8 protein-coding genes are annotated in these 12,709 nt (G+C 75.7%); 5 read left to right on the top strand and 3 right to left on the bottom strand.

Annotated features, from left to right (window positions below; genetic code table 11):
• Positions 1-174 precede the first annotated feature (174 nt).
• The 3 genes from ACIPYS_RS29950 (at position 175) to ACIPYS_RS29940 (ending at position 4,714) form a co-directional block, all read left to right on the top strand.
• Positions 175-2,022 carry an AMP-dependent synthetase/ligase gene (locus ACIPYS_RS29950; RefSeq protein WP_400751882.1) on the top strand — a complete coding sequence of 616 codons (1,848 nt, stop codon included), beginning with the start codon at positions 175-177 and terminating at the stop codon, positions 2,020-2,022.
• Positions 2,023-2,281: 259 nt separating this feature from the next.
• Complete coding sequence (locus ACIPYS_RS29945) at positions 2,282-3,460, top strand: polysaccharide deacetylase family protein (RefSeq protein WP_400751879.1); 1,179 nt, start codon at positions 2,282-2,284, stop codon at positions 3,458-3,460.
• Between the two features lie 336 nt (positions 3,461-3,796).
• Positions 3,797-4,714, top strand: a complete 918-nt coding sequence (locus tag ACIPYS_RS29940) for a nitroreductase/quinone reductase family protein (RefSeq protein ID WP_400751876.1) — start codon at positions 3,797-3,799, stop codon at positions 4,712-4,714.
• 149 nt (positions 4,715-4,863) lie between these two features.
• Here the strand turns inward: ACIPYS_RS29940 and ACIPYS_RS29935 are convergent, their stop codons facing one another.
• From ACIPYS_RS29935 to ACIPYS_RS29925, 3 genes are all read right to left on the bottom strand, one after another.
• Positions 4,864-5,664, bottom strand: coding sequence for an SGNH/GDSL hydrolase family protein (locus ACIPYS_RS29935; protein ID WP_231978492.1), 801 nt, complete (start codon positions 5,662-5,664; stop codon positions 4,864-4,866).
• A 346-nt stretch (positions 5,665-6,010) separates the two neighbouring features.
• Positions 6,011-6,652 carry a hypothetical protein gene (locus tag ACIPYS_RS29930; RefSeq protein ID WP_197698737.1) on the bottom strand — a complete coding sequence of 214 codons (642 nt, stop codon included), beginning with the start codon at positions 6,650-6,652 and terminating at the stop codon, positions 6,011-6,013.
• A 216-nt stretch (positions 6,653-6,868) separates the two neighbouring features.
• Positions 6,869-7,852, bottom strand: a complete 984-nt coding sequence (locus ACIPYS_RS29925) for a hypothetical protein (RefSeq protein WP_400751871.1) — start codon at positions 7,850-7,852, stop codon at positions 6,869-6,871.
• Between the two features lie 545 nt (positions 7,853-8,397).
• Here ACIPYS_RS29925 and ACIPYS_RS29920 point away from each other — a divergent pair.
• The gene (locus ACIPYS_RS29920; protein ID WP_400751868.1) at positions 8,398-9,567 is read left to right on the top strand and encodes an exonuclease SbcCD subunit D; all 1,170 of its coding nucleotides are present in this window, start codon (positions 8,398-8,400) and stop codon (positions 9,565-9,567) included.
• Entirely contained in the window at positions 9,564-12,689 is a 3,126-nt protein-coding gene (locus ACIPYS_RS29915; protein WP_400751865.1) for an AAA family ATPase, read from the top strand. The genes ACIPYS_RS29920 and ACIPYS_RS29915 overlap by 4 nt, the downstream gene beginning before the upstream one ends.
• Positions 12,690-12,709: the final 20 nt, after the last annotated feature.

Genomic DNA, 12,709 nt, shown 5'->3' with positions numbered 1-12,709 from the left:
GTCCCGATCACCGTGGTGATCACCGCTCCCGCACAGCCGTCCGAAGCCCTCGACGGCTCCACGACACTTTCCGCACACACCGGTGCCGATCTCGTCGCGCCGCAGTCACAACCCTGGGCAGTCGGCGAGGGATCCGATAGTTTCGCTGCACCTGCAGGACTGATCGGGGGGATCGTGCGCGAGTTCACCACCCCCGCCCCGGCCGGACCGCCGGTCGCCGGAGGGCTGGCCGACTCGCTCTACGACACCGCCGAGCGCTCCCCCGCCCTGGTCCAGCTGTCCCGGCGCGCCGACCGCTCCCGGCGCGGCGCCACCGGGGGCGCCTGGCAGGACATCACCGCCGCGGACTTCCGCGACGAGGTGCTCGCCCTCGCCAAGGGCCTGCTCACCCGGGGCGTGCGCTACGGCGACCGGGTCGCGCTGATGTCCCGCACCCGCTACGAGTGGACCCTGTTCGACTACGCGCTCTGGTCGATCGGCGCGATCTCCGTCCCCGTCTACCCCACGGCCGCGCCCGAGCAGGTCCGCTGGATCCTCGCCGAGACCCAGGCGGTGGCCTGCCTGGTCGAGGACGAGGACCACGCGATGACCGTCGGCGCGGTCTGCGACGCGTTACCCGACCTGACCGGCATCTGGCAGCTGGACCGGGACTGCGTCGAGGCGATCGTCGAGGACGGGCACGGGGTGCCCGACTCGCTGGTCCACCGGCAGCGCCTCGGCGTCACCACCGACACCGTCGCCACCGTCGTCTACACCTCCGGCACCACCGGGCGCCCCAAGGGCTGCCTGATCACCCACGGCGCACTGGCCGCCGCGGCCGACGCGCTGCTCGACGGCTGGGGCGAGGCACTGCGCGACACCGGCGGGCACCCGCCGTGCACCGTTCTGTTCCTGCCCCTGGCACACGTCTACGGACGGATGGTGCAGATCGCCTCGATCCGCGGCGGCTTCCGGATCGGACATGTCTCCGAGGTCTCCACGGACGCGCTGCTGCCCGCACTCGCCGCCCTCCGCCCGACTTTCCTGCTCGTCGTCCCCTACGTCCTGGACAAGGTCTTCCAGCAGACCCGGCGCGCCGCCGAGGAGGCCGGCCGCGGCGAACTCCTCGAACAGGCCCGGCAGGTGGCCGTCGACTGGGCGGCCGCCCGGGAACAGCGCGCCTTCGGACGCGGCCCCGGCCCCGGCACCGCGCTGCGGCTGCGCCACCTGGCCTACGAACGCACGGTCTACCAGCGGCTGCGTTCCGTGTTCGGCGGCCGGGTGCGGGCGCTGATGTGCGGCGGCTCCACCCTCGACCGCGAACTCGGGCTCTTCTTCGCCGGGATCGGCTTCCAGCTGTTCGAGGGCTACGGGCTCACCGAGACCTCGGCCGCGGTCACCGGCAACCCGCCCGGACGGTCGAAGATCGGCTCGGTCGGACGACCGGTTCCCGGCGCGACGGTGGCGATCGCCGACGACGGCGAAGTGTGGGTACGCGGCCCCGGCGTCTTCGGCGGCTACCTGAACCATCCGCGCTGCACCGCCGAATCGCTCTTCGAGGGCTGGTTCGGCACCGGCGATCTCGGCAGCCTGGACGAGGACGGCTACCTGACCATCACCGGCCGCAAGAAGGACATCATCGTCACCAGCAGCGGCAAGAACCTCGCACCCGCCGCGCTGGAGGTCCGGGTGGAGTCCCACCCACTGGTCTCGCAGTGCCTGGTGGTGGGCGACGACCGGCCGTACGTGGCCGCGCTGATCACCCTCGACCCGGCGGCGCTGGCGCACTGGCTGAAGCGGCGCGGGCGCGAACAGTCGGACCCGTGGACCGTGCTCGCCGACGAGGATCTGCACACGGAGGTCCAACGGGCGGTGGCGGCGGCCAACACCGCCGTGTCGCGGGCCGAGTCGATCCGAGCCTTCCGGCTGCTGCCCCGGGAGTTCGGGATCGAGCAGGGTCTCATGACGCCCTCGCTGAAGCTGCGGCGGGCGGCCATCGTCGAGTACTACGCGGCGGACATCGAGGAACTGTACGCCCCCTGACGTCTCGTCTTGTCCCGTTTTACGCAAGCGAATTGGGAGTCCGTCGAGTACGACCGGTCCCTTGACGATCGCGGTGGTCCAGTCCATTGTTTTGCTCCGGTCCGAGTGCGGCACGCCGACGCTCCCGCCCCCTCCGGGAGCACCCCCACATCCCGTTGTCCGCGCGTCCGCCCCACGGACGCGTCCCCCACGCTGGAGTCCCCACGTGTCCATCTCCTCGCGCATGTCCACGCGCCTTTCCGCGCTCATGTCCACGCGCATGTCCACGCGCATGTCCCCGCGTCCTTCCGCGCTCGGGTCCGGGCACCTGCCCGCCCGGCTGTCCACCCGCCTGCCCGCGCTGACCGCGTCGGCCGCGCTGCTGGTGGCCGGCCTGGCCGCCGTGCCCGCGCACGCCGCCGAGGCCACGGCGGCCGCGCCCACCGCCGCGCCCACCGTCAACCTGGCGACCAACCCCGGGTTCGAGATCCCCGCCTCCTCGCTCGCCGACTGGGGCAGCGTGCCCGGCTGGCGCTGTTCCGGCGGGCCTGCCGAGGCCGCCCTCACCACCGCCGCCCCGCACTCGGGCACCTCCGCCCTGGCCGTCGCCCCGGCCGGTGACGAGTCCACCGGCGAGTGCGTGCAGACCGTCTCGGTCCAGCCCGGCACCACCTACACCGCTTCCGCCTGGGTCCGCGGGAAGTTCGTCTTCCTGGGCGCCACCGGCGGAACCGACCGCCCGACCGCGCCCGCCTGGACCGAGTCCACCAACGGCGGCTGGCAGAAGCTGACCACCCGCTTCACCGCCGCCCCCGGCGCCACCACCGTCAAACTCTCCGTCCATGGCTGGTACCAGCAGGGCCCGTTCGCGGTCGACGACGTCCGGGTCGACGGCCCCGCACCCGCCCCGGCGACCGCCGCCGCCTCGGTGCCGACCAGCGACAAGGTGGTCTTCTTCACCGTCGACGACGGCTGGCAGACCACCCCGGAGGCGGAGCAGGTCATCGCCGCCAACAAGCTGCCGATGGCCGCCGCCAACAACCCCGACTACTTCCGGCGGGTGACCGCCGCGCCCGGCTCCTCGATCCAGGACCACAGCGTCTCCCACACCGACCTCACCACCCTCTCGCCCGCCGCGCAGCAGGTGGAGATCTGCGACGCCCGGGACTCGCTGACCCGCCTCTTCGGCACCGCGCCGACCGTGTTCCGGCCGCCGTACTTCGCCTGGAACGCCGACACCCTCCAGGCCGCCGCCAACTGCGGCATGCGCACCGTACTCACGGCCGACGCGGACTTCAGCTGGGGCGCTTCCAACATCTGGCACGAGGGCACCCTCTCCCCCGGCGACGTCGTCCTGATGCACTGGACCGACACCCTCGCCGACGACCTCCGGCGTGCCCTGGCCGCCGCCGAGGTGGCCGGCCTCAAGCCCGCCGGCCTGGCGTCCTACCTGCGCTGACACCGCCGACAGCCGCCCGCACCGCGCACCGCCGACCCCGCACCGGGGCCGGCGGTGCGCCGTTTCCCCGACCCGATGACGCGTTGACAGCGGAACCGCGCGGATGCTGGGATGAGCCGTGTGCAGCGTGGCGCCGGCCAGAGAGATGTGGGCCGGCCGGCAGCCGGGCCGGCACCCGACACCGAGGGACGACGCGTGATGAGAACGTTCTCCGCTCCCCTTTCCTGAGCCTCTCCGCGGCCGCGGCCGGGACCTTTCCCGCAGCGGTGGCCGCCGCTTCCCCGTTCCCCCGTTCCGGAGCGAGCTCCGGAGAGAGATCCCTTCAGACGCATGCCCATGTCTTCTTCTTCGTCCATCCCTTCGTCCTCTTCGTCGTTCAACCAGACCGTCATCGATGAGTTCCGCGCCCGGGGCGGAAGGGTCGGCGGACCCTTCGAGGGCGGGGACCTGTTGCTGCTGACCACCGTCGGCGCACACTCCGGGCGGGAGCACACCGTCCCGCTCGGATTCGTGCGGGCGGACGGCCTGCTGCTGGTCGTCGCCTCGGCGGCCGGGGCGCCCGAGCACCCGCAGTGGTACCGCAATCTGCTCACCCACCCGCTGGTCCGGGTGGAACTCGGCACGGAGGTCTTCGACGCGACCGCCGTCCCCGCCGAGGGGGAGCGGCGCGACCGGCTGTTCGAGGCCGTCGTCCGGTCGGCCCCCGGGTACGGGGACTACCAGCGGCACACCGCCCGGCTGCTGCCGGTGGTCGTCCTGGAACACCCCGGTGCCGGGGCTGAGCCCGGGGCCCGGACGCGCGAGGCGGCGAGCCTCGCGGACAAGCTGCTGGAGGTGCACGACTGGCTGCGCGCCCGACTCCGGCAACTGCGGACCGAGACCGAGGCACACCTCGCCGGAGGCGCCGGGCAGGCTCCGCCGCTCGGACTGCAGCTCCGACAGCACTGCCTGGCGTTCTGCCAGGGCCTGACCGTCCACCACACCGGCGAGGACCGGGGCGTCTTCCCCGCACTGGCCCGCAGCCACCCGGAGCTGCGGGGCGTGCTGGAACGGCTGGCCGAGCAGCACCGCGCGGTGGCGCGGCTGAAGGAGGAGCTGGTCGCACTGGTCTCCGACCTCGGCTCCGCCGATCCGGAGTCGTTCCGGGCCGCACTGGCGCGGACGACGGACGCACTGGAGGCCCATCTCGCCCACGAGGAACGGGAACTGCTGCCCGCCCTGGCCGGCATCCCGTTCCCCCCGCCGGACCGATGACGGGACGGGCTCGCCGGTCCGTCCCGCATGGGGGGACCGGCGGGCCCGCCGGGTCGTGCGGTCGGATCCGGCGCCGGTCCTGACCTCGGCGCCGAGGTCAGGACCGGGGGTCAGGGCCGGGGGTCGCTGGGTGCGGTCGCTGGGTGCGGTCAGGCCTGCGCGGTGAACACCGGCAGGAAGCCGCCGGAGTGGCCGGAGGCCTTCGGGTGGTAGCTCTCCTCCACCGGCAGGGTGGTGCTGTTCAGCCAGGTGGTGCTGGAGCCGCAGATCTCGTGCTCGCGGAAGATCGACCGGACGTCGCCGAAGGCGAAACCGGCGTTGGCGGCGCGCTTGGCGATGACGTCGTCCAGCACGTCGGCGGCACCGTTGATGGCGGCCCGCTTGGTGTCGCCGATACCGAAGATGCAGCTGCCGCCGACCTTGTAGAGGTGCGGGTAGCCGAGCACGACCACCCGGGCGTTCGGGGCCTTGGCGTGGATCGCCGAGTAGACCTGGTCGAGCTTGCCGGGCAGCGTGCCGGTGGCGTAGTTCTTCGCGGTGGCGACCGCGTTGAGACAGGCGCTCTCCGAGTCCAGGACGCAGGTCTGCATGGTGCTGGCGAAGCCCGCGTCGTTGCCGCCGACGCTGATGCTGACCAGCGTGGTGGCCGAGTTCAGGGTGGAGAGCTGGTTGTTGAGCACGTCTCCGGTTCTGGCACCGGAACAGGCGAGGAACGAGAAGGAGGACGGCGCGTGCGCGTTCTTCCACAGGTACGCGTACGCGTTGGTGCTGCGCTTGCAGCTGCCGCTCTCGCTCGTGTAGCTGCCGGCCCCGAGGCCGGAGGCGTAGGAGTCGCCGAGCGCGACGTAGTTGACCCCGGCGGCGTGGGCCGAACCGGCTGTGACGAGGGTGGTCAGGGAGAGGAGCGCCGCAGTGACGGCGACGGACATGGCACGGGCAGGGCGTAGCATGACACCTCCTGGGAGTGACGTGCGTCACACAATTTGATACCAGGCGGTAGCTAACTCTGGAAGTTGTCATGCCAAGGCAATTGACGGTCAGTCTGACAACGCTGCGGTGAACTGCCCCTTCTGACACGGTAAGTGCCCTCGTACACCGGTCTAGGACATCGCCCGATCGAGGGACGGAGTTCGGCCGGACGTGCGACCTCCGGCGGCGACGCGCTCGGGCGCGCGGCCCGGCGCCCGGGCCCCTCGCCCGGCCGGGCGGACGGCAGGCCGGCCGACCGACCGATCGAAGGACGACGCGGCAGGCAGGACGGCGAGGTGGCAGGACGGCGCTCGGACGGACGGGCACTCAGGCGGTCGGCGGTTCCCCCGGCGCGGCACCCGGCGCCGCGCCGGGGAACAGCTCGCAGCCCGCCGCCGGCAGTTCCTCGATCGTCTCGTTGGCGGCCGAGGGCACGCCCAGCCGCCGGACGGCGGTCGCCACCGCAGCCCGGGCCTGTCGCAGACCGGGCACACCCCAGCCGAGCAGCTCGACCGCGAGGCCCGGCGCGACCAGCAGCCGCCGGTAGTGCCGCCCCGAGGCCGGGTCCGGCGCGCTCGGACCGACGGCCCGCAGCGCGGCGGCCATCCGGACCCGGGCGCACTCGTGGCCGCCGTTGGCCGAGCCGACCCGGTCGTAGAGGTAACCGAGGTAGTACGGCGTGCCGATCAGTGCCTGCGCCTCCTCGGCCGCCTCCCGGGCCAGCGCCGAGCCGGGGTCGCCGCCGTCCTCCGGCTCCAGCGAGCCCCCGGGCAGCGAGACCACGCCGTCCTTGGGGTTGACCAGGGTCAGCACCCGACCGTCGGGGGCGAACAGCCACCCCCAGGACTGCTTCACCGGAAGCCCACCGGGCACCTGCTCCCCCGGCCGCCACGGCCAGCCCGCACTGGGACGCCGGCGCACCCGGCCGAGCAGCTCGGCGATCTCCGCGCTGTACTCGATCCGGCTCATGCGTCCCCCCTTTCGGTGTCGGGCTCGCCGGACCGACGGTGCGCGGGGACGGTTCGCGGTACGCGGTTCGGGGCGGAGCGGCGGGCGCGGCGGCGTGGGGTACCGGCCGTTCCCACTGTTGATCTTCCCCGAAATCTTCCCCGAACAGGCGGTCGATGAACAGTCCCCAGCGCCGCATGGTGGACAGCCGGGGCCGAACGCCCTGGTCAGCCGCGATCAGGCCAGGGGCTCACCCCCGCCCCCGGTCGGCCGCTCCCCGGGCGGTCCGCCCCCACCCGACGGCGGGCCCGGCGGCGGCGCCGGCAGCGGGAAGCCCGGCAACGGGACGACGGCCGGCGGGAAGGGCAGGCCCCGGCCGACGTCGTCGGCGAGCTCGTCCAGCACCTCGCGGACGGTCATCGGCCGCAGCCTCCCGCCGCACAGGGCCCACCCCCGCACCGTCTGCCCGCCGGGGGCCGCCGGATCCCCGTGCAGCACCATCGCGCCGGTGCCGCCCACGGCGAGGCCCGCCGCCAGGGTCACGCAGAACGCCTCGGCGTCCCGCCCGCCGGGCGTCGGCCGACCGCCGTCGACCCGGACCTCGGTCGCCGAGGTCAGCTCCTCGCCGTCCTCGGGACCGTGGCAGCGCAGGGTCAGCAGGTGGATCCCGTCACCGGCCCCCGCACCCACCGCCAGCTGGACCTCGACGGCGTGCCGCATCACCGCCACCAGCCGCCGCTCCCCCGGCGGCCCCTCGCCCGCCGCCGTCAGCAGGGCCGCCATCGCGACGGAGATCCGGACCCGCGCCCGGTGGTCGTCGGCCAGCTCCGGCAGCAGCACCGCCAGCCGCTGCCCCGTGTAGAGGAACGGCTCCCCGGCGAGCTCCGGATCGGCCGCGTACGCGACCCGGGCCGCCGCGTCCCCGGGCGCGAAGCCCAGCGCCTCGCAGTACTCCCCGTAGTCCACCGGGTCGAGCACCCGGAGGTGGACCTCCAGGCCCTGCCCGCGCAGAGCGCGCAGCTGGACCGCGACCCGGCGCAGGTAGGAGCGGAAGGTCAGCCCGCCGAACAGCCCGCACCGCGCCAGGTCCGCGAAGTCGTCGGCGGCGACGGCCAGCGCGAGCGCCACCGGCTGCGGCGGCGGCGCGCCGCGCGGGAGCACCCGGCGCCGGTCGCGCCCGCCGGGCCCGGCCGGCCCGCCCGCACCGCCCGTCCGGGACACGCCCGCCCCGCCGCCCGGCGGCCGCCCGTCGGGGACCCTCCCACCCGGCCCCGCCGGTCCGGGCCGGCGCCGCTCCGGGCCGGGACCCCACAGCCGCACCACGGGCGTGCGCCACCGCGCCCGGCAGCCACCCGCCCCCGCACGCCGCTCCCGGTCCCGGTGCCGGTGCCGGTGCCGCCTCCGGGGCCGCTCCCACTCCTCCTCCCGCACCCTCTCCGGCTTCTGCTCCCGCTCCCGCCACTGGTCCGGGCCCTGGAACCCGCTCCGCATCCGCTCGCGCACGGTCGTCTCCCTCCGTCGTCGGCACTCCCGCACCGGCCCCACGAGCCCCTCGGCTCCCGGTGACGCGACCGTACACAGCGTCACTGACAATCGACCCGCAGTGATGCCCCCGAGGCCCCGCGGACGGTCTCCGGGCGGTCTTCGGACCGACCTCGGACAGTCCCGCGGAGAGTCCTCGGACCGGCCCCGGAACCGGCCCGGGGACGGCGGGCGGGACCCGTTCCGCACCGGGTTGTCGGTGGCGCCCGTTATGGTCGGGAACCATGCGACTGCTGCATACCTCCGACTGGCATCTCGGGCGCTCGTTCCACCGGGAGAGCCTGCACGACGCCCAGCGCGCCTTCCTGGACCACCTCGTGGCGGTGGTCCGGGACGAGCGCGTCGACGCCGTGCTGGTCGCCGGCGACGTGTACGACCGCGCGCTGCCGGGCCTGGAGGCGGTGGCGCTGTTCGACGACGTGCTGCACCGGCTGGCCGACCTCGGCGTGCCGACGGTGTTCATCAGCGGCAACCACGACTCGGCCCGCCGCCTCGGCGTCGGCGCGGGCCTGATCGGCCGGGCCGGCGTCCATCTGCGGACGGACCCGGGCGAGTGCGCCGAGCCCGTGGTGCTGGCCGACGCGCACGGGCCGGTCGCCGTCTACGGGCTGCCCTATCTGGAGCCCACCCTGGTCCGGGAGCGCTTCGGACTGGCCCGCGGCGGGCACGCCGCCGTGCTCGGCGCCGCGATGGACCAGGTCAGGGCCGACCTCGCGGCCCGCCCGGCCGGCACCCGCGCGGTCGTCCTGGCGCACGCCTTCGTCACCGGCGGCGAGCCCAGCGACAGCGAGCGCGACATCGCGGTGGGCGGGGTCGCGGCCGTACCCGCCTCGGTCTTCGACGGCGTGCACTACGCCGCGCTCGGCCATCTGCACGGCTGCCAGACCCTCGCCCCGCACCTGCGCTACAGCGGCTCGCCCCTCGCCTACTCCTTCTCCGAGCACGAGCAGCGCAAGAGCATGTGGCTGGTCGACCTCGCGGCGGACGGCGCGGTCACCGCCGAACGGGTGCCCTGCCCCGTCCCCCGCCGGCTGGCCCGGCTGCGCGGCCGGCTCGACGAGCTGCTCACCGACGAGCGCCACACCGCCGACGAGCAGTCCTGGGTCCAGGTCACCCTCACCGACCCGAGCCGCCCCGCCGAGCCGATGGAGCGGCTGCGCCGTCGCTTCCCGCACACCCTCCAGCTGCTGTTCGACCCGGAGGAGAGCACCGCCAGCGCCTCCCCCTCCTACGCGGCCCGGGTCAGCGGACGGACGGACCTGGAGATCGCCGAGGGCTTCCTGCGGCACGTCCGCCCCGGCGCCGACCCCGACCCTGACGAGCTGGGCTGGCTGCGCGAGGGCTTCGAGCGCGTCCGGGAGACCGCCGACCGGAAGGCGGAGCTGCCCCGATGAGACTCCACCGGCTGACCGTGACCGCCTTCGGCCCCTTCGCCGGCGCCGAGACGGTCGACTTCGACGCGCTGGCCGCCGGCGGTCTGTTCCTGCTGCGCGGTGCCACCGGCGCGGGCAAGAGCAGCGTGCTGGACGCGGTCTGCTACGCCCTCTACGGCGAGGTGCCGGGCACCCGCCGGGCGAACCGGCTGCGCAGCGACCACGCCGAACCCGGCCGGCTGACCGAGGTCCGGCTGGAGCTGACGCTCGGCGGCCGCCGGCTGGAGATCGTCCGGATCCCCGAGCAGCCCCGGCCGAAGAAGGTCGGCACGGGCATGACCGTCGAGCGGGCCCAGACCCTGGTGCGCGAGTGGTCGGCGGACGGCGCGGGCGCCGGCGCGGACGGGCCCGGCTGGCGGGCGCTCAGCAAGTCGCACCAGGAGGCCGGCGAGGAGATCCACCGGCTGATCGGGATGAGCCGCGACCAGTTCTGCCAGGTGGTGCTGCTGCCGCAGGGCGACTTCGCACGCTTCCTGCGGGCCGACTCGGAGGAGCGCGGCAAGCTGCTGCGCCGGCTGTTCGACACCGAGCGGTTCCAGTCCGTCGAGGCCTGGCTCGCGGAGCAGCGCCGGGCCCACGAGGTCGCCGTCCAGACCGGGCGCCGCCGGCTGCGGGACTTGGCCAGCAAGGCCGAGCAGGCGGCCGGGCCGGGCGCCGAGCCCGCCGGGGGCCCGGTGGCGGCCGAGGACGGGGCGGCGCCGAGCGCGACGGCGGACGCCGAACTCACCACCGGGGTGCTGGGCTGGGCGGCGGTGCTGCGCGGCGGCGCGGCCGAGCAGCTGGCCGTCGCCGGGGCCGCACTGGCCGGCGCGGAGGAGGCGCACCGGGCGGCGCAGCGGGCCCGGGAGGCCGCCGAGCAGCGGGCCGACCGGCAGGAGCGGCACCGGCAGGCGGTGCGGGAGGCGGCCCGGCTCGCCGAGGACGGGCCCGCCCGTGCGGCGGACCGGCGGCGGCTGGCGGCGGCGCAGGCGGCGGTCGGCGTCGAGTCCGTGCTGCACCTGCGCGAGCGCGCGGCGGCCGCCTACCGGAAGGCCCGGGAGGAGGAGCACCGGCACCGGGCGGTCCTCGCCGAGGTCGCGACCGGCCGGGCCGGCGGGGCGGGCCCCGAACACCTGGGTGACGGCGGCGACGGACCGGCCGGCGGCGGCCGGGCGCTGGCGCACGCCGAGGCCGAGGAGCTGGCCGCGGCCGAGCGGCGGCTGCGCGAGGAGATCGTCCGGCTGGAGGCGGCCGGGGCGGACGAGCGGCAGTGCGCCGCGCTGGCCGGCGCCCGGACGGAGCTGACGGCGAAGCTGCGGCGCGCCGAGGACCTCGCCGAGGAGGCGGGCGAGTGGCTGGCCGGGTTCGACGGCCGGTCCGCCGCCCTGCAGCAGGAGCAGTCCGCCGCCCGGGAGGCCGCCGCGCTGGTCGAGCGGCTGGACGCCCGGCGCGCGGAGCTGGACACCCGGCTGTCCGCCGCCCGGGCCCGGGACGCGCTGGACGGCGAGATCGGCCGGATCGGCCCGCGCGCCCTCGCCCTGCGCGCCGAGGCGCTCGACGCCCGCCAGTACGGCCTGGACCTCCGTGAGCGCCGGCTCGCCGGGATGGCCGCCGAGCTGGCCTCGGGGCTGAACCCCGGCGACCCGTGCCGGGTCTGCGGCTCGGCGGAGCACCCGGCACCGGCCCGCCCGGTCGGCGAGCCGGTCCGGGCCGAGGACGAGGAGCGAGCCCGGCACGCCCAGACGGCCGCCGAGCGGGCCGCCGACGCGGCCGAGCAGGAGCTCGCCGGGCTCCGGGTGCGCCGGGCGGCGGCCGCCGGAGCGGCCGGTGAGGAGCCCGCCGACACCCTGGCCGGGATGCTCGGCGCGCTGGGCACGGAACACCGGGAGGCGGTCCGGGTCGCGGAGCGGCTCGGCGCGGTCGGACGGGCGATCGAGCGGCTCACCGAGGAGCAGACCGTCCGTCGCACGGCGCTCTCCGAGGCCCGGGAGCGGACCGCCGAACTCGCCGCCCAGGCCCGCGCCCTGCACGCCGAGCAGGAGAAGCTGACCGCCCGGGTGGCGGCGGCCCGCGGCGACGCCCCGTCGGTGGCCGCCAGGGCGGCCGCGCTCGACCGCCTCGCCTCGGCGGTGGCCGCGCTGGCCGGTGCCGCCCGGGCCGCCACCGAGGCCGCGCACCAGCTCAAGCAGGCGGACGACGAGCTGGCCGACGCCGCGGTGGCGGCCGGGTTCGCGAGCGCCCAGGACGCCGTCGCCGTCCTGCTGCCGCGGGCCGAACGGGACGGGCTGGAGTTGCGGATCGACCGGCACCGGGCCGAGCTCGCCGCGGTGGAGCGACGGCTCGCCGAACCGGAGCTGGTCGCGGCCGCCGCCCTGCCGCCGGCCGACCTGCCGGGCGCCCGGAGCGCCCTCGGCGCCGCCACCGACCGGTTGCGGGCCGCGCACGCGGCGCGGGACGCGGCCCGCCTGCGGTGCGAGGCCCTGGCGGCCATCGGGCGGCAGCTGTCCGAGCTGGCCCGCTCGCTGGCCCCCGAGCTGGCCAGGTACGCACGGATCAGCCGGCTGGCAGCGCTCGCGGCCGGCACCTCGACCGACAACCGGCTCCGGATGCGCCTGGAGTCGTACGTCCTGGCGGCACGGCTGGAGCAGGTGGCGGCCGCGGCGAGCGACCGGCTGGTCCGGATGTCCGGCGGCCGGTACACGCTCGTCCACAGCGACGACCGGGGCGGCGGCAACAAGCGCTCGGGGCTGGCGCTGCGGGTGGTGGACGCCTGGACGGGCACCGAGCGCGACACCTCGACGCTCTCCGGCGGCGAGAGCTTCTTCGCCTCGCTCTCCCTGGCACTCGGTCTGGCGGACGTGGTCACCGACGAGGCCGGGGGCATGCCGCTGGACACCCTGTTCATCGACGAAGGATTCGGCAGTCTCGACGAGCACACCCTCGAGGAGGTGATGGACGTCCTGGACGGGTTGCGCGAGCGGGACCGCGCGGTCGGCATCGTCAGCCACGTCGCCGATCTGCGCAGCCGGATCCCGGCGCAGCTCCTGGTGCGCAAGGGCCGGCACGGCTCCACCCTGGCCGCGGCGGGGCGCGAGGACGCCTGACCGGGGCGAGCCTCCGGGCC

The organism is Kitasatospora sp. NPDC089913 (assembly GCF_044748625.1).
Lineage (GTDB): Bacteria > Actinomycetota > Actinomycetes > Streptomycetales > Streptomycetaceae > Kitasatospora.
This window is presented reverse-complemented; position numbering and strand designations above follow the sequence as displayed.

What these genes read in the sequence shown, in the direction of transcription:
- ACIPYS_RS29945 (WP_400751879.1), top strand. Translation starts at nt 2,282, where the DNA reads ATGTCCACGCGCATGTCCCCGCGTCCTTCCGCGCTCGGGTCCGGGCAC.
- ACIPYS_RS29940 (WP_400751876.1), top strand. Translation starts at nt 3,797, where the DNA reads ATGTCTTCTTCTTCGTCCATCCCTTCGTCCTCTTCGTCGTTCAACCAG.
- ACIPYS_RS29935 (WP_231978492.1), bottom strand. Translation starts at nt 5,664, where the DNA reads ATGCTACGCCCTGCCCGTGCCATGTCCGTCGCCGTCACTGCGGCGCTC.
- ACIPYS_RS29930 (WP_197698737.1), bottom strand. Translation starts at nt 6,652, where the DNA reads ATGAGCCGGATCGAGTACAGCGCGGAGATCGCCGAGCTGCTCGGCCGG.
- ACIPYS_RS29920 (WP_400751868.1), top strand. Translation starts at nt 8,398, where the DNA reads ATGCGACTGCTGCATACCTCCGACTGGCATCTCGGGCGCTCGTTCCAC.
- ACIPYS_RS29915 (WP_400751865.1), top strand. Translation starts at nt 9,564, where the DNA reads ATGAGACTCCACCGGCTGACCGTGACCGCCTTCGGCCCCTTCGCCGGC.